A 26,334-nucleotide genomic window follows, 5' to 3' on the forward strand; every position below is an offset into this window, starting at 1 on the left:
TGGAGGATGAGGCATGAGGCGTCAGAAGGGTCAGGGGGCTGGGCGCGTGGCGAGGGTCGTGGGGTTCGCGGGGCTCGCCGTCTTCCTGGCTGGCTGTGGCGCGATCGTGATCCGGGATCTCGGCCCCGAGGACGAGGCCCCGTCAGATGGGTGCGGTGAGGGCTCCACGCGGGACGAGGGCTGCGAGGTGCCGGAAGCCGCGCGCGCGCTCGATGTGACTCCCGGGTATGCGCACACCTGTGCGTTGCTCGTCGATGGGGCGGTCAAGTGCTGGGGCGAAGGGAGTGCAGGTCAGCTCGGGCTCGGGGACGCTGTCCCTCGCGGTGACGATCCTGGCGAGATGGGCGACGACCTGCCCGCGGTGAGCCTGGGGACGGGCGAGACGGTGGAGGCGCTCGCTGCGGGGTCCTTCCATCACTGTGCGTTGCTGAGAGGCGGCCGTGTCAAATGCTGGGGGGGCAATGCGTCGGGTTCACTCGGCCTGGGCGATGGGGAGGGCCGAGGGCTTGATGTCGGGTCGATGGGGGAGAACCTGCCGACGGTCGATCTGGGCACGGGCGTCACGGCAGTGGCCCTCGTCGCGGGAGGAGAGACGAACTGCGCGCTGCTGCCCGATCGGACCCTCAAGTGCTGGGGCGACAACGGTTACGGTCAGCTCGGGCTTGGCGACGTGACGCCCCGTGGGAACCTGCCGGGGACGATGGGGGACGACTTGCCCGCTGTGGATCTCGGGGTCGACGGCGCAGGGACGGCGGTCTTCATGGGGGCCGCGCATGTTTGCGCGCTGCTGACGAGGGGAGCCGTGAAATGCTGGGGCGCCAACGGTCACGGTCAGCTCGGGCTCGGGGACGCCGACCATCGCGGCGACGCTCCTGGCGAGATGGGCGACGCGCTGCCCGACGTGGACCTGGGCGCGGGCAACCTGGTCGCGGCGCTGGCCCTTGGGCGCATGCACAGCTGCGCCTTGCTGAAGGATGGCTCCGTGAAGTGCTGGGGCGACAACGAGCGCGGGCAGCTCGGGCTCGGGGACACGGAGCTCCGCGGTGACGCGCCGGGCGAGATGGGCGACGCGCTGCCAAGGGTGGATCTGGGGTCGGGGAAGCGAGCGGTCGCGATCACGGCAGGTGATCTGCACACCTGTGCGTTGTTGGACGACGGTTCGCTCAAGTGCTGGGGTGATAGCTATTGGGGTCAGCTCGGACTCGGTGACAGGGAAGCCCGCGGTGACGAGCCTGGCGAGATGGGTGACGCGCTGCCCGGGGTGAACCTGGGCACGGGTGAGGCCGCTGTGCTCGTGCGCGCAGGGAGCCATCACACGTGCGTGCGACTGAGCGGGGGTCACATCAAGTGCTGGGGGTACAACGATGGGCGGCTGGGGCTCGGCGACATCGCAGACCGGGGGATGACGCCGGAGACCATGGGGGATGGTCTGCCGATCGTGGCGCTGTAGTCTGGCAGGGTCCCTGTGAAGGGGCGTCCCGCTGGTGTCGCGTGACCGAGCGGGTCAAGGAGCGCTGCGCGCCAGGATGAGCGCCACGTCATCGACGCGCTCTCCCGGGCGCAGCCTGACGCCGTCGATGAGCTTCTCGGCAGCGCTCGCGAGATGTGGGGACAGCGTCCGCGCCTGAATCACAGGTGCTCGCGCTCCTGGTTTCCGAAACCATGAGCGCGAGCGCCCATTCCGTGGCGTGACGTCGGGGGTCGGTGTCGTAGGGGGCGAGCGGTGTCAGGGACGGGGTTCGAGGAGCCAGCCCAGGCCGCCAGCGATCAGGTACGAGGCGACGAACTCGGTGCGTTCGACGCGGACGCCTTGCTTCGTCAGCGCGCGCCCCACCTCGTCGAGCGTGCTGCTGTCGTGGATGGCCTGCGACGCCACGACCTGGTCGGTGGCGACGTTGTCGTAGAAGTAGCCGTCGCAGTGCTTCTCGATGAGCGACTCCAGCTTCTCGATGAGGCCGAAGAGCTTCTTGCCTTCGGTCGCCGAGCAGACGCCCTTCTCGGGGATGCGCTCGAAGAGGTCGCCCGTGGGCGTTCGTGTCTCTCCTTCGGGCTGAAGGAAGAGCATCAAGGGCATGGTGGAGCAGGCGGGAGAGAGGGCGTCGATGACCTTCCGATTCTGGTGACGGAAGCCCGGAAGTTCCTCCAGGGAGAAGAGCCACACCTTGGTGTTCGTCGGTTCGCCTGCCGATGGCGATGCGACCTTGTTCGAGGTGGTGGCTTTCGGTGGGGTCGGGGACTTCTGGGGGCTCGCAGCGCGGGGGGCGGCGGACTTCGCAGGCGAGGCTTTCGTTACTTTTGCCGATCCTGGCGGAGTGGCTTTCGAGACGGGCGCTGCTTTCCGCGATGTGCCTTTCGCTGCGGAAGTCGTCTTCGAGGACGTGGTCTTCGAGGCGGCCTCTCGCGGCGTCGCTTTGGCCGCAGCAGCCGGCTTCGAGGCTTCCGTCTTCGGAGCGGTCTTCGAGGTGGTCTTTCGCGGCGTTGCCTTGGTCGCAACGACCGACTTCGAAGGGGGGGCTTTCGAGGCGGGCTTCCGAGGCGTTGCCTTGGTCTCAGCGGCCTGGCTCGAGGCAGGGGCCTTCGAGGCGGGCTTCTGAGGTGCGGACTTGGTCACAGGCGTCGACTTCGAGGCGGGCTTTCGAGGTGCGGGCTTGACCGCAGGCGTCGACTTCGAGGCGGGCTTTCGAGGCGCGGGCTTGACCGCAGGCGTCGATTTCGAGGCGGTGCTCTTCGACGCGGTCTTCTTGGAGGTCGGAGCGGGGGATGCCGGGACTTCCTCCGTGGCATCCTGCTCCGCCGCTTCCTCCTCGGCCTGCTGGGCGTCGAGGAGGGCAGCCTCCGGCTTCTTGCCGGTCAAGGTGCCTCGAAGGGCCGGCGCGAGCTGCTGGGCCACCGAGAGAAGCCGGCCGGTGGCGCGCCGGAGGACCTGATCGAGCGGGCCGAAGTGCAGGTCGGCATGGTCGCGGAGGGCGAGCGTGCCGTCGTCGAGCGCGAAGTCGAGGCAGCCGAAGGAGAGGCCGTCGTTGACGAGGGCGCAGAGCTTCAGCACGGCGGACTGTCGGGCCGGCGTGACGGCGTCCCGAGCGACCAGCATGCACGTGGCGATCGTGGTGTCGGTGTCGTAGCTCCAGATGAGCTTCTCGTACGTGGGATCGGTCGCGATCAAGGCGCCCGAGGCGACGGTGAAGTCGTTGATCTCGCCGAAGGATTCGAAGGGCCAGGAGAGCTCGTTCGCGATCTGCTCGGTCTCGGCGAGAAAGGTGGCAGCGTCCGGAGGGGTGGGGGCCTTGGCCGCCGCGCGTTTGGATTGCTTCATGAAATCGGGCGCAGCTTCGCACATCCCGGCGAGGTGCGGCAGAGACATCCGTCGTTGGATCGTGCGACGGTTCAGTGGGGATCGCGCAGGCGGAAGCGCTGGATCTTGCCGGTGGCGGTCTTGGGTAGCTCCGCGAGGAAGACGATCTCGCGCGGGTACTTGTGGGGCGCGAGGCGGCCTTTGACGAAGGCCTGGAGCGCCACGACGAGGTGGTCGCCAGGGGCGTGGCCTTCGCGGAGGACGATGAAGGCGCAGGTCTTCATGAGGCCGTTGCTCTCCAGCTTGCCGACGACGGCGGCCTCGAGGACGCACTCGTGCTGCTGGAGGACGAGTTCGACCTCGACGGGGGCGACGTACTGGCCGCTCACCTTGAGCATGTCGTCGCTGCGGCCGGCGTAGACGTAGTGGCCGCTGGGGAGGCGCTGGTACTTGTCGCCGGTCTTCACCCAGTCACCGAGGAAGGTGGCCCGGGTCCGGTCGCGGTTGCGCCAGTAGAGGAGCGCAGCGCTGGGGCCTTTGACGTAGAGGTCGCCGATCTCGCCGTCAGGGATCGGGGCGCCGGCTTCGTCGCGGAGGGAGACCTCGTAGCCAGGGACCGGGGTGCCGGTGGTGCCGTAGACGACCTCTCCAGGGCGGTTGGAGAGGAAGATGTGGAGCATCTCGGTGGAGCCGAGGCCGTCGAGGATCTCGGCGCCGAAGTGGGCGGTGAACTGCTCGCCGACCTGCTGGGGGAGGGCCTCGCCGGCGGAGGTACACACGCGGAGGGCGACGTCGGCGCGCGGCGGGAGGGCAGGGGAAGCGAGCATGGCGAGGAAGAGGGTGGGGACGCCGCAGAAGAGGGTGGGCCTGTGGCGGGTGAGGCGAGCGAAGACGGCGTCGCAGGTGGGGCGCTCGGCCATGAGGACGGTGGTGGCGCCGACGCTGAGGGGGAAGGTGAGGGCGTTGCCGAGGCCGTACGCGAAGAAGAGCTTGGCGGCGGAGAAGACGACGTCGGTCTCGCGGATGCCGAGGATGGGCTTCGCGTAGAGCTCCGCGGTCCAGTAGAGGTTGCCGTGGGTGTGGACGGTGCCCTTGGGGCGGCCGGTGGAGCCGGAGGAGTAGAGCCAGAAGGCGATGTCGTCGACGTGGGTGTCGGCGGGCGCCTCGGCGGGAGGTTCGTGGAGCAGGGGGGTGAGGTCGAGGTCACCCGGAGCGAGGGGCGCTGGCTGGGAGACGAGGAGGGGGAGAGGGGCGCCCGTGGCGGTGATGGCGGCGCGAAGCTTGTCGACGAGGGGGCCTGACGTGACGACGAGCTTCGCGCTGCTGTGCGTGAACATGTAGGCGTAGTCGTCGGCGCCGAGCAGGGTGTTGACGAGGACCGGGACGACACCGGCGTGGAGGGCGCCGAGGAAGACGACCGGGAGGTCCACGGTGTCGAGCATGGCCACGAGGATGCGCTCCTCGCGGTGGAGGCCGAGGCGGAGGAGAGAGGCGGCGAAGGCGCGGACGCGGCGCTCCAGCTCGGCGTACGTGAGGGCGCCGAGGTCATCGATGTAGGCGACCTTGGCGCCGCGCGCCTGGTTGAGGGTGAGGAGGTGAGCGGCGAAGTTGAACTGCTCGGGCGGTGCCTTGGCGGCTGCATCCATGGCTTCCTCGGAGAGGCGACGGTCCAGGTGGGCGTCGCGCTGGTCAGGGGTCAGGAGCGACGAAGCGGCGTTCGTTTCGGGTCCGCGGGCGCAGCGAGCTGCGTCGATCCAGGGAGTAGCACGCGGTCGGGTTGCCGAGCCTGGATTGTGGTTGCACGATGCGGAGGCGGCGCGGCTACCCTCGGGTAGGCAGCTGACGTGGCTGTGGTTCATCGAGCCGAACGCGCGTGCCCTCGAGGTGCATCACCTCGGACCGCGGAAGCGCTGGGAAGTGGAGATGGTGGTGCAGGATGTCACCACGGTGTGCGCGCCGCCCTTCGATGCGGTCGAGCTGGATCTGACGGCGCTGTGGGAAGGCCTGGCCGATGAGGAGGCCGGGAGGGGCTGACGCGGTCGCGTCGCGCTGGCGCTACTTCGCTGCGGCCTTGGGGAGGAGATCCAGGGCGCCGGAGGGGGCCTGGATGGCGGCGCGGCGGTGGTAGAAGTTGAGGGCGCGGAGGCCACCGAGCTCTTCGCCGCCACCAGCACGGCCGGGGCCGCCGTGGAGGGACTGGGGCATGACGTTGCCGTGGCCGGTCTGGGTCTTGGCGACCGCAGGGCTGACGGCGTGGACGCGGCCGTGCGTGTCGGCGAGGGCGACGGCGAAGTGGGCGAGCTGGCCTTCGTCGTCGCTGAAGACGGAGGCGACGAGGGAGCCGCCGCCGCGGCGGGCGAGGTCGATGGCGTGGGCTTCGTCGCGGTAGGCGATGAGGGTGGCGACGGGGCCGAAGACCTCGACGTCGTGAACGGCGGACGCTTCGCCGTCACGGAGGCCGAGGAGGTGAGGGGCGACGCAGGCGCTGACCTCGGGATCGGCGTCGACGAGCGGGGTGGCGCTGCCGTCGAAGAGGAGTTCGGTCTCGCGGCGGAGGGCGTCGATGCCGGCCTTGACGCTGGTGTGCTGGTCGCGGCTGACCAGGGAGCCCATGCGGACGGTCTCGTTGCGGGGGTTGCCGACGGTGATCTTGGCGAGCTTGGCGCGGAGAGCCTCGGCGGCGGCGTCGAAGTGGGCGGCGGGGACGAAGGCGCGGCGGATGGCGGTGCACTTCTGGCCGGACTTGATGGTCATCTCGCGGGCGACCTCGCTGATGAAGCCGTCGAAGGCGCCAGAGCCAGGGCTGGCGTCGAGGCCGAGGAGGGCGGAGTTGAGGCTGTCAGCCTCGATGTTGAGGCGGGCTGCGCGCGAGACGAAGGCCGGGTGGGCGCGGAGCTTGGCGGCGGTGTCGGCGGAGCCGGTGAAGGAGACGACGTCGAAGGCCTGGACGCGGTCGAGGAGGCCGGCGGCGCTGCCGCAGACGACGGAGAGGGCGCCCTCGGGGAGCACGCCGGCCGCGATGACGTCGGCGACCATGCGCTGGGTGAGCCAGGCGGTGGCCGTGGCAGGCTTGATGATCACCGGGACGCCCGAGAGGAGGGCGGGGGCGGCCTTCTCCCAGAGGCCCCAGGCGGGGAAGTTGAAGGCGTTGATGAAGAGGGCGAGGCCGCGCGTCGGGGTCAGGATGTGCTGGGCGCGGAAGGAGCCGTCCTTGCTGAGGGAGGTGACGTCACCGTCGAGCAGGACCTTGGCGTCGCCGAGGGAGGCGCCGAGCTTGGCGTAGTAGGAGAGGGTGAAGATGGCGCCCTCGATGTCCATGCCCGAGTCGGCCTTGGTGGTGCCGCTGTTGGCGATGGAGATGGCGTAGTAGTCGTCGCGCTTGGCCTGGAGGGCCTTGGCGACGTCGCCGAGGAGGGCGGCGCGCTCGGCATAGGTGCGGTCGCGCAGGGCGGTGCCGCCTTTCGTGCGGGCGAAGTCGAACGCCTTGTCGAGGTCGAGACCCTCGCTGGAGACGCGGGCCAGCTCTTCACCGGTCACGGGGTCGCGGAGCGGCGTGCCGTCGCCGCGGCCGGCGATCCACTCGCCGCCGACGTAGTTCTTCAGGATCTCGCTCATGTTCGTGGCTCGCTGTGCGTGGGTTGTGCGGTGCTCGGCCTGGTCGGCTCAGCATGGGTGCCAAGGCTCTTGTGGGTCAAGCACTTTGGTGCATACACTTCGACCGAGGCGACGTTGACATGAAGCATCATGCGTCAAAGCTGGCGCGACGAGGGCCGCCTCCAGACGAGGAGCGTCATCCCTTCCTGGCGGCGCTCGGAAGTCGGGTGCGGCTGTTGCGAGCACGTCGAGGGCTGACGCGGAAGGCGCTGGCGAAGGAAGCCGATGTGTCCGAGCGGCATCTGGCGAACCTGGAGACGGGGCTGGGGAACGCGTCGGTGCTGGTGCTGAAGCAGGTGGCCGATGCACTCGGATGCACGCTCGCCGACCTCATGAGCGACGAGGCCGTGTCGTCGGCGGAGGGCGCGCTGATCCGGGAGATCTTGCAGGGGCGCGACGAGGCGGCGCTGAAGCGGGCGCGGATCGCGTTGACGCGGCTGTTCGAGGGGAACGGTGCTGGACCGGATCGCACCGGGCGGCTGGCGCTGATCGGTCTGCGGGGCGCGGGTAAATCGACTTTGGGGCGGATGCTCGCGAGCGAGCTGGGGATGCCGTTCGTGGAGCTGGCGCGCGAGATCGAGAAGCTCGCGGGGTGCCCGCCGTCGGAGATTCACGGACTCTACGGGGCGAGCGCGTACCGACGCTATGAGCTGCGGGCGCTGGAGATGACGCTGGAGGGGCACAAACGGGCGGTGATCGCGCTGCCGGGGGGGATCGTGTCGGCGTCGGGTACGTTCAACCTGCTGCTCGCTCGCTGCTTCACGGTGTGGCTCCAGGCGACCCCGGAAGATCACATGAAGCGGGTGGTCGCGCAGGGGGACGTCCGGCCGATGGAGGGCAATGGGGAGGCGATGGACGATCTGAGGGCAATCCTCGCCAGCCGGGCCGACTTCTATGCGAAGGCCGATCTCTCCTTCAACACCAGCGGGAAGTCGCTCGGGGACACTTTCCTGGGTCTCCGGGATGCACTCGCGGTCCGCCTCGGCGATGGCAACATGCAGGATAGTGCTTGACCGGCTGGGGGTCGGGCAGTAGCGTGCATGGACAAATGCCGGAATCGTCCCCGGCCGAGGAGTCGTGATGTCCGCTGATGCCCGCGTCGACTACCGCACCGAGCCTTCGCAGTACAAGCACTGGAAGCTGTCGTTCGATGGCCCGGTCGCCACCCTCGGCATGGATGTGGTCGAGGATGGAGGCCTCCGCGAGGGCTACAAGCTGAAGCTGAACTCGTACGACCTCGGCGTGGACATCGAGCTGCACGACGCGATCCAGCGGATCCGCTTCGAGCACCCCGAGGTGAAGACGGTGGTGCTCACCAGCATGAAGGACCGGGTGTTTTGCTCGGGCGCGAACATCTTCATGCTGGGGACGTCGACCCACGCCTGGAAGGTGAACTTCTGCAAGTTCACGAACGAGACGCGCAACGGGCTGGAGGACTCGAGCCGTCACTCGGGGCTGAAGTTCCTGGCAGCGGTGAACGGGGCCTGCGCCGGTGGTGGCTATGAGCTGGCGCTGGCGTGCGACGAGATCTACCTGATCGATGATCGGTCGTCGGCGGTGTCGCTGCCGGAAGTGCCGCTGCTGGGCGTTCTGCCGGGGACCGGCGGGCTCACGCGGGTCACGGACAAGCGCAAGGTGCGGCACGATCGGGCCGACATCTTCTGCACGACCGTGGAGGGGATCCGCGGGGAGCGGGCGAAGCAGTGGCGGCTCGTGGACGAGATCGCGAAGCCGGCGCAATTCAAAGATGTGGTGCGCGCCCGGGCGGCGGAGCTGGCGACGTCGAGCGATCGGCCCGAAGGCGTGAAGGGGGTGGCGCTGCCGCGGCTGGAGCGGACGGAGAGCGAGGAGGGGCTCGGCTACCGCTACGTGCAGGTGAGCTTCGACAGGGCGCGGAGGACGGCGACGTTCGTGGTGAAGGCGCCCGAGGTGGCTCCGGCGGTGGAGATCGCCGACATCGAGGCGGCCGGTGCAGCATGGTGGCCGCTCGCGGTGGCCAGGGAGCTGGACGACGCGATCCTGACGCTGCGCACGAACGAGCTGGATCTGGGGACCTGGATCCTGAAGACGGAGGGCGAGGCGGCGCACGTGCTGGCGGCGGATGCTGCGTTGCTGCGGCACAAGGACCACTGGTTCGTGCGGGAGACGCTGGGGCTCCTGCGGCGGACGCTGGCGCGGCTGGACGTGTCGTCGAGGACGCTGTTCGCGCTGATCGAGGCGGGGTCGTGCTTCGCCGGGACGCTGGCCGAGCTGTCGTTCGCGGCCGACCGGACGTACATGTCGGCGGGCGGCGAGGGAGAGCCGAGGATCACGCTGTCGGCGCTGAACTTCGGAGCGCTGCCGATGGTGAACGGTCAGTCGCGGCTCGGTCGTCGGTTCTGCGAGGACGAGGCGGAGCTGAAGGCGGCGAAAGAGGCGACGGGGAAGGCGCTGACCCCTGCCGAGGCCGACGCGCTCGGGCTGGTGACGGCGGCGCCGGACGAGCTGGATTGGGCCGACGAGATCCGGATCGCGCTGGAGGAGCGGGCAGCGATGTCGCCCGATGCGCTCACCGGCATGGAGGCGAACCTGCGGTTCGCGGGGGCCGAGACGATGGAGACGCGCATCTTCGGGCGGCTCTCGGCCTGGCAGAACTGGATCTTCATCCGTCCGAATGCGGTCGGTGAGAAGGGGGCTCTCAAGGTGTACGGGAAAGGCGGGAAGGCGCAGTTCGATCCGACGCGGGTGTAGCCCCACCCGACGCGAGCGGTCCTTCACAGCAGCCAGGAGTCAGCCATGACCTCGATCGACTACAGCGAAAAGATTCCGAACAACGTCAATCTCGCCGGAGACCGGACGCTGCAGCGCGCGCTGGAGCAATGGCAGCCGAACTTCATCTCCTGGTGGAAGGACATGGGGCCGGAAGGCTCGCAGTCCTTCGACGTGTACCTGCGCACGGCGGTGAGCGTGGATCCGAGCGGGTGGGCGCACTTCGACTACGTGAAGATGCCCGAGTACCGCTGGGGAATCTTCCTCACGCCCGCCCAGCAGGATCGGACGATCCAGTTCGGGGAGCACAAGGGGCAGCCGGCGTGGCAAGAGGTGCCGGGCGAGCACCGCGCGAACCTGCGGCGGATCATCGTGACGCAAGGGGACACGGAGCCGGCGTCGGTGGAGCAGCAGCGGCACCTGGGGCTGACGGCGCCGTCGCTCTACGATCTGCGGAACCTGTTCCAGGTGAACGTGGAGGAGGGTCGGCACCTCTGGGCGATGGTCTACCTGCTCCAGCGCTACTTCGGGCGTGATGGCCGCGAGGAGGCCGAAGCTCTTCTCGAGCGGCGCTCGGGTGATGAGGACAACCCGCGCATCCTCGGTGCGTTCAACGAGCGGACGCCGGACTGGCTGTCGTTCTTCATGTTCACCTACTTCACGGACCGCGACGGGAAGTTCCAGCTCAGTGCGCTCACGGAGTCGGGCTTCGATCCGCTCGCGCGGACGACGAAGTTCATGTTGACGGAGGAGGCTCACCACATGTTCGTGGGTGAGTCGGGGGTGTCCCGGGTCATCCAGCGGACGTGCGCGGTGATGAACCAGCTCAAGACGGACGATCCGAAGACGCTGCGTGCAGCAGGGGTGATCGATCTGGAGACGATCCAGCGATACCTCAACTTCCACTACGCGGTGACGCTGGATCTGTTCGGCGCTGATCAGTCGTCGAACGCGGCGATGTTCTACAGCGCCGGCCTGAAGGGGCGGTTCGAGGAGGGCAAGCGCTCCGACGATCACCAGCTCAACGGCCAGAGCTACAAGATTCTGGGGATCGAGGGCGGGAAGCTGATCGAGCGCGAGGTGCCCATGCTGAACGCGCTGAACGAGGTACTCCGCGACGACTACATCAAGGATTCGGTCGGCGGCGTGGGACGCTGGAACAAGGTGATCGAGAAGGCGGGGCTGCCGTTCCGGCTCTCCGTGCCGCACAAGGCATTCCACCGTCAGATCGGGACCTTCGCGGGGAACCGGGTGTCGCCGGATGGGCGGCTGGTGAGCGAGGAAGAGTGGCAGAAGAACCAGTCGAACTGGCTACCCACCGCCGAGGACCGGGCGTTCGTGGCGTCGCTCATGGGCCGTGTCGCCGAGTCGGGCAAGTTCGCCAACTGGATCGCGCCGCCGCCCATGGGTATCAACAAGCAGCCCATCGATTTCGAGTACGTGCGATTCAACTGAGGTCGCAGAAGACAGGTCTCCGCGCGACGCAGGGGATCAGAGGAGCGAGGGGATGAGCGTTCACCTCGAGGTCATCAAGCAGCATCTCATCGATCCGGAGATCTGCATCCGCTGCAACACCTGCGAGGAGACCTGCCCGATCGGAGCGATCTCGCACGACGGAAACAACTACGTCGTCGACGCGTCGATCTGCAACCTGTGCATGGCGTGCGTCTCGCCATGCCCGACGGGTGCGATCGACAACTGGCGGAACGTCGCCAAGACGGAGGCGTACAGCGTCGAGGAACAGTTCACCTGGGACGAGCTGCCCAAGCAGACGACGCTCGCGGTCTCGGCTGAGTCGGCAGAAGCCGCGGCAAACGTGGAAGAGGGGGAAGGGGAGGCTGAGGGCATCGAGGTCGACACGGTGCTCGGCTCCACGCTGCCTCCCTGGTCGGCGGCGCGTCCCTACGTGAACCTCTACACGCACAAGGCGCCGATCTCGGCGACGGTGGTGGGGAATTACCGCTTGACCGCGGAGACGTCGGAGAGCGACGTGCACCACATCGTGCTCGACTTCGGGCAGATGCCCTTCCCCGTGCTGGAAGGGCAGTCCATCGCCATCCTGCCTCCAGGCTCGACGCCGGACGGGCGGGTACACCACGCGCGGCAGTACTCCATCGCGAGTGCGCGCGATGGAGAGCGACGGGGTTACAACAACCTGTCGTTGACCGTGAAGCGCGTGACCACCGATGCGAAAGGAGAGGCGAGGAGCGGCGTCTGCTCGAACTACCTGTGCGACCTGAAGAAGGGCGACTCGGTTCAGGTCATCGGTCCGTTCGGGAGCAGCTTCCTGATGCCGAACCACCCGAACTCTCACCTCCTGATGATCTGTACCGGGACGGGCTCGGCGCCGATGCGGGCGATGACGGAGTACCGGAGGCGCCGTCGTCTGAAGGGAGCGACCGGAAAGCTGATGCTGTTCTTCGGTGCCAGGACGCGGGAGGAGCTGCCTTATTTCGGGCCGCTGATGAACCTGCCGAAGGATTTCATCGACGTGAACCTGGCGTACTCGCGAACGCCAGGGCAGCCGAAGCGTTACGTGCAGGACCTGATGCGTGAACGCGCAGAAGACGTGGCGGCGATGCTGCGGGACGACAGCACGTACATCTACGTATGCGGTTTGAAGGGGATGGAAGAGGGCGTGCTCCAGGCGCTTGCGGACATCGCCAACCAGAGCGGTCAGCCCTGGGAGCCGCTCTGGAAGAAGCTGAAGCAGTTCGGGCGGCTGCACCTCGAGACGTACTGACCTCCAGGTCGAGGCACGCTGCGGAGGGGGCGTTCCTGGTCGACGGCGAAAGCGCGGCGACCTACGGTCTCTCCGCGATGAACAGCGAGAAGTTCAAGGTAACGGCGCGCTCGCGAACGTGGGCGCAAGACAGCCGGGTGGCGCTGTCGTCCCTGCCTGGCGTGGTGGGACGCAGGCTGGGCTGGATGGCCTGCGTGGCATGGATGGTGTCCAGCCTGGGTTGTGCCTCGGAAGACGATGGCTCCTCTCAGGGGAATGGCGGTAGTGGCGCGACCGGAGGACAAGGCGGCGCTGGAGGGCAGGGAGGTACAGGAGGGCAGGGGGGTGGATCGGACGAGCGGATCCGCCTGCGGGTGCCGCTCTATCCCTACATCCCCGACGCCGCCGGTGATCGCTTCGAGGCCATGGTTCGGCGGATGAAGCGTGAGTTCGAGACGCTCCACCCCGAGGTGGAGCTCGAGCTGAATCCGCCATGCTTCCAGGATGATCCGTACGACCCGGCAGCGCTGGCGCGGGGGATGTCCGGCGAGAACGAGGCATGCTCGTTCGATCTGGTCGAGATCGACACGAGCCTGCTCGGAGAACTGGTGGACACGGGGGCAGTGACTCCTTGGTCTGCACTTCCGTCGAGGAACTGGCATCCGGCTGCGATCGAGGCGTCGACGTACCAGGGCGCGCTGTACGGGGTGCCGCACTGGATGTGCAGCCACTTCGTCTTCTCGAGGAGCGCGGCCGTGGCGAACGCCAGCTCCGTCTCCGAGCTGGTCTCGGCACTCGCCGATCTCCAGACGCCAGAGCCCGACATGGCAGGGAATCTGCTGGGGAGCTGGAACTTGCCGGCGCTCTACCTCGATGCCTGGGCCGATACGAACGGGGCCGGTGGGGTCGCCTCTGCGATCTCGGCCACGGCACTCGACCCCCAGGCAATCTCCGGCCTGAAGATGTTCTCGGAGACGTGCGAGAGCGGAGGGCTCAACCCTTGCCTCGATGGGACCTTCGACGCGGAGGACGTGATCGATCCGGCGATGGCGAAGTTCTCGGCCGGTCAAGTGGACGCGGCGTTCGGCTTCTCGGAGCGCCTGTTCCCCATCCTGAAGGCATTGCCGGTCGGCGCCGACCCGGCCGAGATCGAGATCTCGTCCGCACCGCTCGGGCACGGGAGCCACCCGCTGGTATTCACGGACAGCTTCATGCTGAGCGCGCGCTGCACGGGAGCCTGCGCCGATGCGGCCGCAGCGTTCGTGGCGTACATGAGCGAAGCGACCACCTTCGAGTGGGTGCTCTCCAGCGAGGATGCGCCAGCGCAGGGTCGGGTTCCCCGCTACCTCATGCCCGCCGCGCTGGAGGCTTACGCGACGCCGAAGCTCAGCCAGGATCGCTTCTACATGACGATCGAGTCGCTGATGCAGGACGGTGTGAACTACCCGAACAGCGGGCTCTATCCCGTCAAGAACGCGATGCGAGACAACCTGCTCGATGCCCTGACGTCACCCTAGGTTCATCGATGCCCATCGGGGCCACCGGGGAGCGTGAAATAGAAGATCGCCCCCTCGCCTGGCGCCGACTCGGCCCGCATGTGGCCCCCATGCCGCTCGACGATCTTCTTGCAGAGAGAGAGGCCGATGCCGGTGCCAGGGTACTCGTCCGGGGTGTGCAGACGCTGGAACAGCGCGAAGATGCGATCCGCATAGCGCGGGTTGAAGCCGATCCCGTTGTCACGAACCGAGAAGAGCCAGTCGCCTTCCTCGGTTCGTGAGGCGTCGATGTGAACGCGGGGTGGCGCTTCTCCTCGGTACTTCACGGCATTCCCGATGAGGTTCTGGAACAGCTGGACGATCTGACGTGGGTCGGCCGTGAGCGTGGGCAGGTGAGCGCGGGTGACCGTGACGCCGCTCTCGGAGATGGCTGCCTGCAGGTTGTCGAGCGCTTCGTCGAGGAGCGCGTTGACGTCGACGGGGTGACGGGCCGCGGGGGCGCTGCCGAGGCGCGAGAGTTCGAGCAGCCCCTGGACGAGCGCCTGCATGCGGCTGGTGCCAGCGGTGATGAAGCGCAAGAAATCGTCGGCGTCGGCGTCGAGTCGTCCCTGATAACGCCGCGCGAGGAGCTGGGCGTAGCTCATCACGGTGCGTAGTGGCTCCTGGAGGTCGTGCGAGGCCGCCCTCGCGAACTGCTCCAGCTCGGCGTTGGATCGGGCAAGCTCCGTAGCTTTCATCGCGAGCTGAAGCTCGGCCAGTTTGCGTTCCGCGATCTCGCGCTGGAGCTGCTCGTTCATGCGCAGCAGCTCGGCGGTGCGCTCGTCGATGCGCTGAGCCAGGGTGCGCGCCAGGGCGACCTCGTGCTCTTTCTCGGCCCGGAGCAGCTCCTCGCGGACGCGCGCGGCTTCGGCCGCGAGGCGGCTCTCCTGCTCGTTGGTCTTGGCGCGCGCGAAATCCTCGAACGCTGAGAGCAGGAACCCGAGGATTTGCTGCTTGTCGGAGCTCACACGGAAGTGCTGGCCGCGAAAGAGCATGTCGTCGGGCCCCACACGGCGTGCGCGGATCGCACGCTCGGCCAGGGTCTGGTGGATACGCCCGGCGAGGTGGCGGACGTCACAGGGCTTGGTGACGTAGTTGTCCGCACCACTTTCGAGGCCTTGGAGGATGTCGGTGACGTCGTTGAGCGAGGTGAGGAGCAAGACGGGGACGTCGCTGAGGACCGGATCCGATTTGATGGCGCGACACAGGTCGTAGCCGGAGAGACCGGGCATGATGATGTCGCTCAGCACCAGGTCGAAATGCTCCTCACGGAGCCGCGCCAGGGCAGACTCGGCGTCGGGCGTGCGCGTGATGTCGAAGCCTTCCTGGGAGAGGGTGATCTCGATCTCTGCAGCCTGGGTCGGGCTGTCTTCCACGATGAGCACGCGCGGCATGAGGTCTTCTCGGTGCCTCCTGACGTCGGAATGGGTCCAGTGCAGGCGGTGTGCGAGCACCGTGAGTCAAGGTGGGGTTCGACGCCCTGCAGGCGTTCTGTAGACGTTGGATGATCGAAGATCGATCGGGGACGTGCATGAGGTGTCGTCGGGAAGCTTCAGGAGATGCCTTGCTGATCCGGCGCATGTCCCTGATCTCCATCAGGACATGCGTGAAGGGGGGACCGGGGAGCGCGCCGCTGGTGCTCCCCGCTGCGCGAGCGCATGAGGAAATTCTGCCGGTGCACTGGTGCGCCCGTCCGGCAGTCCCATGATCCGGAGAAGAGTAGAGCAGCGGTATGAGCCACGGGGAGCGGCACTTCGACATCCTCCTGATCGACGATAGCCCGAGCGACGCGCGGCTGGTGCGCGAGGCGCTGGAAGGCCGGGCTGCGCGATGCAGGCTCAGCGTCGCGGCGAACGGTGTGGAGGGAGTGGCCTTCCTGAGGAGGGAGGGCAAATACGTCACTGCGCCCCGGCCGGATCTCATCTTGCTCGATCTGAACCTCCCCATGAAGAACGGCGCGGAGGTGCTGCAGGAGATCAAGGCCGATGAGGCCCTGATGCACATCCCCGTCGTGGTGCTGTCCAGCTCTGCCTCCCAGGAGGATGTTCAGAGGGCATATGGCTTGCACGCAAACTGCTACGTAACCAAGCCTGGCGACCTCGACTGCTTCATTCAGGTCATACGTACGATCGAGGACTTCTGGCTCACGACGGTGCAGCTCTCGAACGATTGAACGATATGGACGGTCCTGTCATCAATGTCCTGCTCGTGGAGGACAACCCTGCGGATGCCCGCTTGCTGCGCGAGATGGTGGCGGAAGCGGTGGCGTCGGATCTCGTGGTGACCCACGTGGATCGGGTTGCGCTCGCGCTGAAGGCCATCGGAGAGCAGTGCTTCGATGTGGTCCTGCTGGATCTGTCCTTGCCAGACAGCTTCGGGTTCGAGGGCTTCGTCAAGATTCATACGGCCGCGCCGACGCTACCGCTGGTGATCCTGTCCAATCTGGATGATGAGGCGCTGGCGCTGCGGGCAGTACAGGAGGGCGCCCAGGATTACCTGCCCAAGGGGCGAATCAAGGGACCCGCGCTGGTCCGTGCAGTTCGTTACGCAGTGGAGCGTGGGCGGCGTGAGGCAGCTCAGCTGGCGAGCGTGGTCGCGCAGGCAGGGGTCACACCCGTGTCGGCCGTGGTGCCTTCGAGCGGCGGCAGGTTGGTGCCGGCGGGGGGCGCTGTCGGGCAAGCGCAGACCGTGCGCGCGACGCCACGGCCCCATGCGGACAACCTGCCGACGGGCACGCGGATCGGCAACTACTCCATCACGGGGCGCATCGGCCGGGGTGGCATGGGTGTGGTCTACGAGGCCGAGAACACGATTCTGCGCCGCAAGGTGGCGATCAAGGTGATGCCGGATGCGCTCGCCAAGGATCCCGATGCCCTTCGACGCTTCCAGCGCGAGGCGCGGGCGGCCGCGCAGATCGATCACCCCAACGTGGTCGGGATCTATGACATCGGCGAGTGGGAAGGAGCGTACTTCATCGCGATGCCGCTCGTCCGTGGCGGGAGCGTGCAAGCGCTGCTCTCTGCGGGAGGTCCGCTTCACTGGCGCCAGGCGACGGAGGTCGCTGCCGATGTCTGCCGGGGGCTCGCGGCGGCTCATGCGGCGGGGGTGGTGCATCGGGACATCAAGCCCGACAACATCCTCATCGGCACCGACGGTGTCGTCCGCATCGTCGACTTCGGTCTGGCGCAGGCCGTGGCATCCAACGACTCGCTGTCTTCGTCCAGTGACGGACAGGGCATCGTTGCGGGCACGCTGCACTACATGAGCCCGGAGCAGTGCCAGGGCCAGCGTGTCGGGCCCGCCAGCGACATCTATTCACTCGGTGCCGCCTACCACGCGATGCTCGTCGGCAAGCCGCCCTACGAGGGAGACAGCAAGCGTATCTTGTGGGGGCACTGCTTCTGCTCCCCGCCGCATGCCCACTCCTTGAACGCGACCGTCCCCGAGGTCTGCACGGAGATCATCCGCAGAGCGATGGCTCGTGAGCCCATGTCCCGCTTCGAGAGCGTGGAGCGCATGCTCGGCGATCTGGAGCGGGCGCTCTTCGAGGAGTCACCCGTGAACGTGGCCTCCTGAGCCGCGACGTCCAGTTCCGGCGACAGGTGAGACGGCTGTCTGGCTGGCGGGAGTAGAAATTAATGTTGTCTGCTTCACGAAGCCATTCATGGGCTGTCGAACGCGCCGGTGTCGTCTGTTTTGAATGATAGAAATTGGTCTGTTGGCGTAAGGATGGCGCGACATGGCCACGAAGAAGACGCCGAAGGGGGATGCTCCGCAGAGCAGTGAGGTTCAGGCGATGCCGCCCGGAATGGGCATGCCGCCTGGCATGATGCCTGGAGGGATGGCGCCCGGGATGATGCCGGGAATGACCCCTGGAATGATGCCTGGGGGGATGGCGCCCGGGATGATGCCGGGAATGACCCCTGGAATGATGCCTGGGGGGATGGCGCCCGGGATGATGCCGGGGATGGCCCCTGGAATGATGCCCGGGATGATGCCCGGGATGGGGATGCCCATGGGAGGGAATCCCATGATGGCCATGATGCAGATGATGCAGATGATGATGGGGGGCGGGATGGTCGCGCCTTCCGTCGATCCCGCTGCCGTTCCCTTTGCGGGCGCCTCGGCGGCCGCCGACGCAGGGGCAGGGCTCGACGCGGACATCATCCGGCCAGCGCTCATCGTCGATCGCATCAAGACCCAGGAGGCCGTGAAGCTGGGCTCGGTGCTGGACGTGCTCTGCTTGACGGAGGACGGGAAGAACGCGCTCGGCGGTGTCCCCAAGGGGTGTACGATCGCGCTCGCGGGGCCTCCCGGGAAGGGGAAGACACGGTCGGCGCTGTCAGGGATGGCGCGCGTCGCGCGGGAAGGTCACAAGGTCGCGTTCGTCATCGCGGAAGAAGGGTTCCACGACGAGGCAGGATCGGGGCGTGACGATCTCTGCTCGCGGATGACCAAGATCGGCATGGCTGCAACGCAGCTCGATGAGGAGACGTTCGCCAAGGAGGTCCTGGAGAACGTGTTCGTTCTGGAGAGCCAGTACCACAAGGGGCAAAGCTGGGACGATTTCGTCGGGAAGTACCGCTATCTGGTGGAGAAAGAGAACATCCGCTTCGTGGTGATCGACTCGCTGAACATGCTCGATCCCACGAAGAATCGGACGGCGGACAACCTCTCGGCGCTGAAGACGTACAACCACGCGAAGGGGATCACCTGCATCTGCATCGGTCAGATCAGGGACACGGGCCTGCCGGTGGGCGGAGAGGCGCTCCAGCACACCGCGGACGTGGTGCTCCTGATCGAGGAGATGAGCCTCGGTTCGAAGGAGCAAGCGGAGCAGTGGGGCGGGAAGTACCGGGAGAAGATCGACGTGATCAGCGCGGTGAAGAGCGTGACCACGCCCATCTTTCCCTTCCCGATCCGGATCGGGCGCGCGTCGGGGACCGGGTTGATGAGCGTGCACCCGGCCCAGCCTGCCGATTACGCCGTGCTACCGGCGCGGTGAGACGGTGAAGATCGTCCAGTCCGACGACGTCCGGGGATGGTTCACCCGGACGGCCCCCCTGTCCGAGCTGCTGCGCTCCATCGGGGAGCGGCAGCTCGAAGGCAGCTACATCGAGCGGGTGGTGGGGATGCCACTCCACCTGCGCTTCCTGGTGGAGAGGCTGTCGCGTGAGCGGCTCGCCCAGGGCAAGAGCCCGGACGTCCCCGCCGCGGCGCTGGATTCGATCCCGTTCCACGCGCTCTGCACCGGCTTCTTCTTGCCGCTCAGCGTGATGGCGCCCGAGCGCGCGGTGCAACTCTTCGGGCTGCGCGTCCCGCCGCCACCCGACACGGCGGGAAGGGAAGCGCTGCTGGGGAAGCTGCTGGGCAAGAACCTCGGGCTGAGCGCGGAGCAGAAGATCGCCTGCATCCTGGGAGACCCCTTCATGGGGCGCCCGAGCACGTTCCGCCGCGACAGCCTGGTGCGTTTGCTGATGAGTGTGCAGCTCATCGGCTGGCGCGAGGTGCTCGATCAGCTTTCGGCTGTGGGTGATGTGGCGGTGCTGTTCGCTGCATCGCGACCGAACCCGATAGGGCAGCCCCCCTTGACGGCGGCCGAGGTGCTGGAGGTGCTGCGCCTCCTGCCCGACGAGCGGCGCAACGCAAAGTTCGAGATCTTGCGGGCGCTGTTCGGGCGGTGCGGGAAGGTCGAGGCGTACTTCCTGGCGAAGCTGCTGCTCCGGAAGGCAGGCTTCGGGTTCGACTACCAGGGGCCACTCATCGCGCGGATGCTGGGCGGCGCCTACGGTGCCTCCGAGGAGCTGGTGTCCCACGCCATGGCATTGACCGACGCCTTCCATGTCGCGCGCGTGCTCTCGCAAGAGGGAGCGGCAGGCCTGAAAAAGATCCAGCTCCAGCCACTGGTCCCCGTGCGTCCGGCGCTCGCGAGCGGCTCGACCGACGAGCTCAAGAAGTTCCCGGTGTGGGTGGAGCGCAAGTACGACGGCATACGCCTCATGCTGCACAAGTCGACGGACGCTCGTGGCTCGATGCTCTGCGGCGCGTACACGCGCAACCGTGGGGACTGGCTGGAACTCGTCCCCGGGCTCGACATGACGATCAAGAGCTTGCCCGCCCAGAACGCGATCGTGGATGGCGAACTTCACGGCACGGTGATCGATCTGGCGGGACCGCGGCCGGCCACCGTGTACGAGGTCTACGCTGCCTTGCAGGGCGAGCGGGCGACGCCGGTGAGCCTGAAGTACGCGGCGTTCGACGTGATCTACCTGAACGGCCGGGACCTGACGGGCCTGCCGCTCTCGGAGCGCAGAACGTGGCTGTCGATGCTGGTGACGCCTGTCTCCGGGATGCCCTTGCCCGTACCTGTGGGCATGGCCGACGGACAGCTTGCGACGACCCGCGACGACGTGAGCCGGCTCTACCACCACTTCCGGGCGCAGCGGTACGAGGGGATCGTGGTCAAGGATCTGGAGGGCCGCTACCGCCTCGCCGAGCGCGACCCGAGCTGGCTCAAGCGAAAGCCCGAGATCACGCTGGATCTGGTGCTGATCGGCGCGCTGCCAGCCGTGACCACCAAGGAGCGCGTGGGGGCCTTCGGCTCCTATGTGATCGCTGCCCGTGGCGCCGAGGGCTTCGAGGACGTCGGTGATGTGGCCGGGGTCGACCGGGAGCGAGACGCAGAGATCCAGGGAGAGATCCTGCGCGAAGGGCTCCTCACGGGGCGACGCATCGAGCGCAAGAGCGCCTCGGGGGCGCGGGCCGGATACGAGCTGCGGCCTCACATCGTGGTGACCGTGAAGTTCGAGGGAATCGCGCGTGACTCGGAGGGGCGCTTGACCCTCCGGGATCCGAAGATCGCGATGCTGCGAGCGGACAAACCCGCTTCGGAGGCGGACAGTGTGAAGGCCCTCGAAGAGGTGTACCTGAGGCAGCGGGTCGGGTAGGCGCGTCTGCTCTACATCGACAGACCGAGGGAGAGCTTGGCCATCTGGGCGATGACCGTGGCGTCACTCGCGACGGAGGTGAGCAGCGGCGTGAGCGCCGTCTCCAGGGGAGTGACGTCCGGGTAGTCGAGGATGCGCGCCATGCTGTGCGCCGCCTCGCAGGTGAGCTCTTGCTCGGTGGCGAGGGCGACGGATGCGGCCGCTCCGATCCGGCCCTCGGCGGCAGGGAACGCTGCCTGGCAGAGCGCCTCGAGGACCTCCTGCGCGAGGTTCGGGAGCAGGCCGACCTCGGCCAGCGCGGTGCGCGTCAGGAGAGCAGCGAGTGTGGCTGCCTCGGCGCGCAGTGCATCCATCACCAGCGAGCCGAGGGCGCCTTGCCAGCGCGTGACTTCCTGGGCGCGGCTCGCCTCGAACTCTCCGGCTGGCGCCTCGGAGACGGGGAGGAGCTGAGCGAGCAGCTCGGTCGTGGCCTCGTCGAGTGGCACCTGTCGGATCGTGAGCAGGTCGTGCGTGCGCAGAAATCCGAGGAGCAACCGCGTCGTCGCGTCGCGCAGCAGCGGGGAGAGAGACGCTCCGATCTCCGTGGTCGTGGCCCCTTTCGGTGGGACGACGGAGGCGGTCACGGCGCGCATGCTGCTCGAGACCGAGCGCCTGCGCTGCGAGACCGAGGCGGGGCCCGAGCGGAGGCCGACCGACGAGGGAGGACCAGGGATGCTACCTGGTTGCTGGGGGCCGAAAGGCGGGATGCCGCTGGAAGGGATGCCGCTGGAAGGGATGCCGCTGGAGGGGATTCCGCTGGAGGGGACGACGCTGGGCGATACGTTGCTCGGCGGGATGACGCTGGGCGACAAATTGCTCGGAGGGATGACGCTGGGTGAGAGCGCGCTTGGCGGGATGACGCTGGGCGAGAGCGCGCTCGGTGGATAGGAGACACTTGGCGGAGCGTAGGTCGCGCTCGGTGGATAGGGGGTGACGCCGCTCGGGGGAGGTGCCGTCGCCGGCAGGCGAATGTCGCCCGCTGCGCCTGGTGGAGGCAGGGTGGAGGCGCGGCGTCGAACGTTGGTGCTCAGGTCTCCAACGACATGGAGCGCTGCCAGGTCCATGTTCCGGATCGGGGGCAAGCCGATGGGGAGCCGCATGGTCAACGTGGCGACGATGCTCTGCTCGTTGCCGAGCAGATCCTCGTGACCGGGCACCTCGTGGAAGAGGAGTTCCGCCAGGTGAGCGCAGCGATCTGCGGCCTCGTCCGCGGCGGCTTGTGTCAAGGCATCTCGAAAATGGACGGTCAGCTTGGCGCGGACCCGACGGTTGTCGCGGGTCTGTGCCGTGACGACGCGCGAGGCGCTCTCCACCTCGGCGAGGTCCCGCCCGAACGGCCAGAATCCCATGCCGACCATTGTGGCGCGAACAGGGGGTCGCGCGCGAGATTCTAGCTCGCTCGTCCTCCGGAGAGGGACGTCGTGTTCATGAACCTGACGTCCGTCCAGGCCGGGTGTCTGGCAATCGGTGGCGCAACCTACCAGCGAGGAGGGGGGATGCGCGCAAGCTCCTCCGCCACCTTGCTGGCGTCTCGCGGACGACCCTCTGGATCCTTCGACAGCATCCGGTCGAGCAGATCGCTGAGCGCCTGAGGAAGGGTCGGATCGATCGAGCGGGCAGGGGGAACTTCCTGGCTGACCACCGCCAGCAACTTCGTCACCACATCATCTCCGAGGAACGCTTCACGGCCCGTCACGCACCGGAAGATCACACATCCCAGAGAGAACACATCAGCACGGGCATCGATCGACGTCTTCCCGCGCGCTTGCTCGGGCGCCATGTAGCCTGGCGTGCCGATCATGTCCCCTGGTGTGGTGAGCTGATTGCCGTCGAGCGTCGGCCGAGAGACCCCGAAATCGAGCAGCTTGATCTGCTCGACGTCGCCACCAGGGAGGAACAGGTTGGTCGGCTTGAGATCCCGGTGAATGATCCCGTGAGCATGCGCAACGCCGAGGGTGGCGGCGACGCGCAGCCCGAGCGCGAGGCTCTCGGCGAGGGTGAGCGGCGGCTCGCGCCCGAGGCGTTTGGCGAGGCTCTCGCCTTCCAGCCATTCGGTCGCGAGGAAAGTGTTGCCGGCTTCGTCGGTCCCATGGGCCACGTAGGCGACCACGCCCGGATGGTTGAGTGCTGAGAGGATGCGGGCCTCGCGTTCGAAACGCGCCTCGTCGCGCTCTGGCCCCTCGCGCAGGAGCTTCAGTGCGACGTGACGCCCCGTGACCCGGTCGAGCGCGACATGGATGTCGCCGCTCGCGCCCGAAGCCGCTCGACGCTCCAGCTCGAAGCGCCCTGCGATGACCTCACGCGCTCGCACGGAGTTTCGCGGGCTGCTCGTCGGGGACACCGCGGACCGAGGACCCGCGCTCGAAGGGATGGGCGTCTGCGCGCTCGGTGATACGCCTGCAGATGGAAGCGTGCTGGCGGTCGACGGCATCCGTGGCCCTGGACTGGCGACTGTGGGGGCCAGGGCCATGAGCGGGGGAGGCGGTGCAGGAGGCTCCCTGGCAGGGCCCTGAGCCACCCCTGTCTGCGCAGCGCGGTTGGCGCGGAAGAGTTCGTTGACGAAGGCGAGGACGTCGTCCCGGTGGTGACGGACCCAGAATTCGTGCTGAAACACAGCTTTCACCGTGAGATCGGGACCGATGACGAAGGTGGCCCGACGCGCCACGCGAAGAATGGGTCGCAGCACGCCCCACGCTTTGCAGACATGGCGGTCCGGGTCGGGGACGAGCGGGAAAGGGACCCGCATCTTGCCTGCGAATTTGCACTGCGTGGGCATGCTGTCGGTGCTGATGCCGACGAGCTTCGCCCCGGCGAGCATCAGCTCGAGGTAGTTCTCGCGGAAAAGGGTGGTCTCTGCGTTGCAGTTGGGGGTGAAGGCCTTCGGATAGAAGAAGACCACCGTGCAGAGCCCCCCCTGCGCCGAGAGCACGAAGCGCTGACCGTCACTCGCGAGGGCGTCGATATCCGGAGCGCGCTCACCGACCTGGAGCATGTCTCGCCACTCTGCCGCAACTCGGTTCCGGCGTCGACAAGCTCAGCCATCAATCCCGAGGCGCTTGAGTCGATAATACAGCGTCGTCCTCTGCACACCCAGGTAACGGGCCACCTCCGCCTTGTTCCCGTTGCAGCGTGCCATGGCGGTGAGCAGCTCCTGACGCTCGTACTCTTCGAGGGAGGCGCTCAGGTTGGAGGCGGGGCCCCCCTTTCCGGAGATGCTCGATGGAGGCGGGACCGAAGCGGATACTGGCGATGCGGTGTCGGTCTCGACCAGAGGCGAAGGCGCGAGCAGGGGTGGGCGAGGGGTGTACGCGAGATGCTCGGGCTGGATCACGTCACCACGCGAAAGGATGGCGGCACGCTCGATGACGTTTTCCAGCTCCCGCGCGTTGCCTGGCCACGCATACGCCTTGAGCTTGGCGATGGCCTCTTCCGAGAGCGAGGTCGCTGCTCGGGCGTTTCGCCGCGCATACTTCCGGAGAAAATGCTCGGCCAGCATGGGGATGTCCCCGGGTCGCTCACGGAGAGGTGGGAGCCGGATGGGAAAGACGCTGAGGCGCGTCACCAGCTCCGGGAGCACCTCGCCTCGACCCCACGTCTCGGAGAAACTCGTCGTCACCGCGAGGACCACCCGCACATCGACGCGGAGCGTGTCCGTGGCGCCAATCCGCTCCAGCTGACCGTCGCTGAGGAACCGGAGGAGCCGCGCCTGGAGCGATGAGGTCAGCGGCCAGGGCTCGTCCAGGTAGATGGTCCCCCCGTGGGCCAGCTCGAGCCGTCCAGCCCGATCCCCGAAGGCCCCCTCGAATGCGCCACGACGCCAGCCGAACAGCTCCCGCTCCAGCGCCTCACCGCGGAAGGCAGCACAGGTCACCCGCACGAAGGGCTGCTCTTCGCGCGAAGAGCCCACGTGAATGGCGCGAGCGACCACGTCTTTCTCGCTGCCCTGCTCCCCCTCGATGAGTACGTGCGTCGACGTGCTCGCGACTTCCGCGATGCTGGTCGTGACCTGCTGGAGGGCCCGGCTGTCACCGACCAGCTCCCCGAAGTCGATCGGGTCACGCTGCTCGCGCTCGAGATACCCTCGGTAGAGCGCGAGCTGCTCGCGCAGCCGGCGGTTCTCTCGCTTCGTGGAGAAGACCTGGATCCCTTGCCGGATGATGGCGGTGAGCTCCTTGGAGTTCCAGGGCTTCTGGATGTACCGATCCACCGCGCCCGAGTTCACCGCGTCGACGAGCACCTGGATGTCCGCGTAGGCCGTGAGCAGGATGCCGAAGGCGTCCGGCCGCCGCTGTTTCGCTCGCTCGAGAAAGTCGATGCCCGCCATGCCCGGCATGCGCTGGTCGCTGAGGATCACCGCCGGATCGATCCGGTCGAGCATCTCCAGGGCTTCCACCCCTCCGCGCGCGTAGTTGAGCCGGAACGAGCGCCGGAAAGTGAACCGAAATGCGTCGAGGTTGTCCTGTTCATCGTCGACGACGAGGACGTCGAAGCTGCTCAAATCGAGATCGAGCATAGGCGGTTCCCCCCGTAGCCCTACTACACTTGGCGCCGGGCGGGGTGATGCGCCGGCCTGTGTCAAGACCCACGCGGACATCCCCTGAAGGAGAAGGTTCCTCGGAGGCATCCTCACCCCGCCAAAGGCCGTGCGAGACAGCGCGTCTTGTCAGCGCCGGGGTCGATTTCTACGCCGGTCCAGAAATCCGCGGTAAGCTCCGCACCTGCCTGGGAGGTGGGCGGGGCTCGGTGAGCTCCACCGCAAAGGAAACGGGGATCATGCTCGAGGACGTCATCAAGGATCTGCGCGGCGCGAACGAAAAAGCCATCGAGGCGCTCCGCCGCGATCTATCGAAAGTACGGACGGGGCGCGCCCACGCCGGCATGCTCGACAGCATCCGGGTGGACTATTACGGCGTGCCGACACCACTCACCCAGATGGCGACCGTTGCCGTCCCGGAGCCTCGCCTGATCACCGTCAAGCCCTGGGAAAAAGGCCAGACCAAGTTCGTGGAGAAGGCCATCCGGGAGGGCGATCTCGGGTTGAACCCTCAGGTCGACGGCGAGTTCATCCGCATCCCCATCCCGGCGCTGACGGAAGAGCGGCGCAAGGAGATGGTCAAGCTCACCAAGCGCAACGGTGAGGAGTGCAAGGTCGCCGTTCGCAAGAACCGCCGTGACGCGAACGAGATGATCGACACGCTCGACAAGGACGGTGAGGTGAGCGGCGACGAGGCAGAGCGCGCCAGAAAAAAGGTGGAAGAGGTGATCGCCGAGTCCATCAAGCAGGTGGACGCCATCATCGCCTCCAAGGAAAAGGAGATCCTGGAGGTGTGAACGGCCGTGCTGCATGCTTCAGTTCCTGGGGCAACCCCCCACGGAAGCTGATGGCAGCGGCCTGAC

At 67.3% G+C, this 26,334-nt stretch carries 20 protein-coding genes; 12 read left to right on the top strand and 8 right to left on the bottom strand.

Annotated features, from left to right (window positions below; translation table 11 throughout):
- The first annotated feature begins 13 nt into the window (after nt 1-13).
- The gene (locus CMC5_RS12635; RefSeq protein WP_050430647.1) at nt 14-1,450 is read left to right on the top strand and encodes an RCC1 domain-containing protein; all 1,437 of its coding nucleotides are present in this window, start codon (nt 14-16) and stop codon (nt 1,448-1,450) included.
- 276 nt (nt 1,451-1,726) lie between these two features.
- Here CMC5_RS12635 and CMC5_RS12640 read toward each other — a convergent pair whose 3' ends face one another.
- Nucleotides 1,727-3,313 carry a type III secretion system chaperone family protein gene (locus CMC5_RS12640; protein ID WP_156338525.1) on the bottom strand — a complete coding sequence of 529 codons (1,587 nt, stop codon included), beginning with the start codon at nt 3,311-3,313 and terminating at the stop codon, nt 1,727-1,729.
- A gap of 71 nt (nt 3,314-3,384) precedes the next feature.
- Nucleotides 3,385-4,938, bottom strand: a complete 1,554-nt coding sequence (locus tag CMC5_RS12645; protein ID WP_050430649.1) for a benzoate-CoA ligase family protein — start codon at nt 4,936-4,938, stop codon at nt 3,385-3,387.
- 151 nt (nt 4,939-5,089) lie between these two features.
- Between CMC5_RS12645 and CMC5_RS12650 the strand changes: the two genes are divergently transcribed.
- Nucleotides 5,090-5,326, top strand: a complete 237-nt coding sequence (locus CMC5_RS12650) for a hypothetical protein (protein WP_156338526.1) — start codon at nt 5,090-5,092, stop codon at nt 5,324-5,326.
- A gap of 21 nt (nt 5,327-5,347) precedes the next feature.
- On the opposite strand, the gene CMC5_RS12655 is transcribed toward CMC5_RS12650, so the two are convergent.
- Entirely contained in the window at nt 5,348-6,907 is a 1,560-nt protein-coding gene (locus CMC5_RS12655) for a 3,4-dehydroadipyl-CoA semialdehyde dehydrogenase (protein ID WP_050430651.1), read from the bottom strand.
- 119 nt (nt 6,908-7,026) lie between these two features.
- Between CMC5_RS12655 and CMC5_RS12660 the strand changes: the two genes are divergently transcribed.
- The 5 genes from CMC5_RS12660 to CMC5_RS12680 all read left to right on the top strand — a co-directional run bounded on the left by CMC5_RS12660 (nt 7,027) and on the right by CMC5_RS12680 (nt 13,933).
- Nucleotides 7,027-7,959 (top strand): helix-turn-helix transcriptional regulator, encoded by a 933-nt coding sequence (locus CMC5_RS12660; RefSeq protein ID WP_050430652.1) that lies wholly within the window; start codon nt 7,027-7,029, stop codon nt 7,957-7,959.
- A gap of 67 nt (nt 7,960-8,026) precedes the next feature.
- Entirely contained in the window at nt 8,027-9,676 is a 1,650-nt protein-coding gene (boxC, locus tag CMC5_RS12665) for a 2,3-epoxybenzoyl-CoA dihydrolase (protein ID WP_050430653.1), read from the top strand.
- 45 nt (nt 9,677-9,721) lie between these two features.
- The gene (gene boxB, locus CMC5_RS12670) at nt 9,722-11,149 is read left to right on the top strand and encodes a benzoyl-CoA 2,3-epoxidase subunit BoxB (protein ID WP_050430654.1); all 1,428 of its coding nucleotides are present in this window, start codon (nt 9,722-9,724) and stop codon (nt 11,147-11,149) included.
- 52 nt (nt 11,150-11,201) lie between these two features.
- Complete coding sequence (boxA, locus tag CMC5_RS12675) at nt 11,202-12,437, top strand: benzoyl-CoA 2,3-epoxidase subunit BoxA (RefSeq protein WP_050430655.1); 1,236 nt, start codon at nt 11,202-11,204, stop codon at nt 12,435-12,437.
- A 77-nt stretch (nt 12,438-12,514) separates the two neighbouring features.
- A complete protein-coding gene (locus tag CMC5_RS12680) occupies nt 12,515-13,933 on the top strand; it encodes an extracellular solute-binding protein (protein WP_050430656.1) in 1,419 nt (472 codons plus the stop codon).
- A gap of 2 nt (nt 13,934-13,935) precedes the next feature.
- On the opposite strand, the gene CMC5_RS12685 is transcribed toward CMC5_RS12680, so the two are convergent.
- Nucleotides 13,936-15,345, bottom strand: coding sequence for a sensor histidine kinase (locus tag CMC5_RS12685; protein ID WP_050430657.1), 1,410 nt, complete (start codon nt 15,343-15,345; stop codon nt 13,936-13,938).
- Nucleotides 15,346-15,683: 338 nt separating this feature from the next.
- Between CMC5_RS12685 and CMC5_RS12690 the strand changes: the two genes are divergently transcribed.
- Nucleotides 15,684-16,124, top strand: a complete 441-nt coding sequence (locus CMC5_RS12690) for a response regulator (protein ID WP_050430658.1) — start codon at nt 15,684-15,686, stop codon at nt 16,122-16,124.
- Between the two features lie 5 nt (nt 16,125-16,129).
- On the top strand, nt 16,130-17,527 hold the full coding sequence (locus CMC5_RS12695) for a protein kinase domain-containing protein (protein WP_050430659.1): 1,398 nt from the start codon (nt 16,130-16,132) through the stop codon (nt 17,525-17,527).
- Nucleotides 17,528-17,740: 213 nt separating this feature from the next.
- On the opposite strand, the gene CMC5_RS12700 is transcribed toward CMC5_RS12695, so the two are convergent.
- Nucleotides 17,741-17,983 (bottom strand): hypothetical protein, encoded by a 243-nt coding sequence (locus CMC5_RS12700; RefSeq protein ID WP_156338527.1) that lies wholly within the window; start codon nt 17,981-17,983, stop codon nt 17,741-17,743.
- Here CMC5_RS12700 and CMC5_RS12705 point away from each other — a divergent pair.
- The gene (locus CMC5_RS12705; RefSeq protein WP_156338528.1) at nt 17,967-18,956 is read left to right on the top strand and encodes an RAD55 family ATPase; all 990 of its coding nucleotides are present in this window, start codon (nt 17,967-17,969) and stop codon (nt 18,954-18,956) included. The genes CMC5_RS12700 and CMC5_RS12705 overlap by 17 nt on opposite strands.
- Before the next feature lie 4 nt (nt 18,957-18,960).
- Entirely contained in the window at nt 18,961-20,898 is a 1,938-nt protein-coding gene (locus CMC5_RS12710) for an ATP-dependent DNA ligase (RefSeq protein WP_050430662.1), read from the top strand.
- An 11-nt stretch (nt 20,899-20,909) separates the two neighbouring features.
- Here CMC5_RS12710 and CMC5_RS12715 read toward each other — a convergent pair whose 3' ends face one another.
- The 3 genes from CMC5_RS12715 to CMC5_RS12725 all read right to left on the bottom strand — a co-directional run bounded on the left by CMC5_RS12715 (nt 20,910) and on the right by CMC5_RS12725 (nt 25,450).
- Complete coding sequence (locus tag CMC5_RS12715) at nt 20,910-22,286, bottom strand: hypothetical protein (protein WP_156338529.1); 1,377 nt, start codon at nt 22,284-22,286, stop codon at nt 20,910-20,912.
- 128 nt (nt 22,287-22,414) lie between these two features.
- On the bottom strand, nt 22,415-23,929 hold the full coding sequence (locus tag CMC5_RS12720) for a protein kinase domain-containing protein (RefSeq protein ID WP_050430664.1): 1,515 nt from the start codon (nt 23,927-23,929) through the stop codon (nt 22,415-22,417).
- 42 nt (nt 23,930-23,971) lie between these two features.
- Nucleotides 23,972-25,450 (bottom strand): sigma-54-dependent transcriptional regulator, encoded by a 1,479-nt coding sequence (locus tag CMC5_RS12725; protein ID WP_050430665.1) that lies wholly within the window; start codon nt 25,448-25,450, stop codon nt 23,972-23,974.
- 260 nt (nt 25,451-25,710) lie between these two features.
- On the opposite strand from CMC5_RS12725, the gene frr reads away from it, so the two are divergent.
- A complete protein-coding gene (gene frr, locus CMC5_RS12730; protein ID WP_050430666.1) occupies nt 25,711-26,268 on the top strand; it encodes a ribosome recycling factor in 558 nt (185 codons plus the stop codon).
- Nucleotides 26,269-26,334 lie beyond the last annotated feature (66 nt).

The sequence above is a fragment of the Chondromyces crocatus genome (assembly GCF_001189295.1).
Taxonomy (GTDB): domain Bacteria; phylum Myxococcota_A; class Polyangia; order Polyangiales; family Polyangiaceae; genus Chondromyces; species Chondromyces crocatus.

Bases quoted from the DNA above. Each gene is read 5' to 3' on its own strand.
- CMC5_RS12635 (WP_050430647.1), top strand. From the start codon at position 14: ATGAGGCGTCAGAAGGGTCAGGGGGCTGGGCGCGTGGCGAGGGTCGTG.
- CMC5_RS12640 (WP_156338525.1), bottom strand. From the start codon at position 3,313: ATGAAGCAATCCAAACGCGCGGCGGCCAAGGCCCCCACCCCTCCGGAC.
- CMC5_RS12645 (WP_050430649.1), bottom strand. From the start codon at position 4,938: ATGGATGCAGCCGCCAAGGCACCGCCCGAGCAGTTCAACTTCGCCGCT.
- CMC5_RS12655 (WP_050430651.1), bottom strand. From the start codon at position 6,907: ATGAGCGAGATCCTGAAGAACTACGTCGGCGGCGAGTGGATCGCCGGC.
- CMC5_RS12660 (WP_050430652.1), top strand. From the start codon at position 7,027: ATGAAGCATCATGCGTCAAAGCTGGCGCGACGAGGGCCGCCTCCAGAC.
- boxC (WP_050430653.1), top strand. From the start codon at position 8,027: ATGTCCGCTGATGCCCGCGTCGACTACCGCACCGAGCCTTCGCAGTAC.
- boxB (WP_050430654.1), top strand. From the start codon at position 9,722: ATGACCTCGATCGACTACAGCGAAAAGATTCCGAACAACGTCAATCTC.
- boxA (WP_050430655.1), top strand. From the start codon at position 11,202: ATGAGCGTTCACCTCGAGGTCATCAAGCAGCATCTCATCGATCCGGAG.
- CMC5_RS12680 (WP_050430656.1), top strand. From the start codon at position 12,515: ATGAACAGCGAGAAGTTCAAGGTAACGGCGCGCTCGCGAACGTGGGCG.
- CMC5_RS12685 (WP_050430657.1), bottom strand. From the start codon at position 15,345: ATGCCGCGCGTGCTCATCGTGGAAGACAGCCCGACCCAGGCTGCAGAG.
- CMC5_RS12690 (WP_050430658.1), top strand. From the start codon at position 15,684: ATGAGCCACGGGGAGCGGCACTTCGACATCCTCCTGATCGACGATAGC.
- CMC5_RS12695 (WP_050430659.1), top strand. From the start codon at position 16,130: ATGGACGGTCCTGTCATCAATGTCCTGCTCGTGGAGGACAACCCTGCG.
- CMC5_RS12705 (WP_156338528.1), top strand. From the start codon at position 17,967: ATGGGAGGGAATCCCATGATGGCCATGATGCAGATGATGCAGATGATG.
- CMC5_RS12700 (WP_156338527.1), bottom strand. From the start codon at position 17,983: ATGGGATTCCCTCCCATGGGCATCCCCATCCCGGGCATCATCCCGGGC.
- CMC5_RS12715 (WP_156338529.1), bottom strand. From the start codon at position 22,286: ATGGGATTCTGGCCGTTCGGGCGGGACCTCGCCGAGGTGGAGAGCGCC.
- CMC5_RS12720 (WP_050430664.1), bottom strand. From the start codon at position 23,929: ATGCTCCAGGTCGGTGAGCGCGCTCCGGATATCGACGCCCTCGCGAGT.
- CMC5_RS12725 (WP_050430665.1), bottom strand. From the start codon at position 25,450: ATGCTCGATCTCGATTTGAGCAGCTTCGACGTCCTCGTCGTCGACGAT.
- frr (WP_050430666.1), top strand. From the start codon at position 25,711: ATGCTCGAGGACGTCATCAAGGATCTGCGCGGCGCGAACGAAAAAGCC.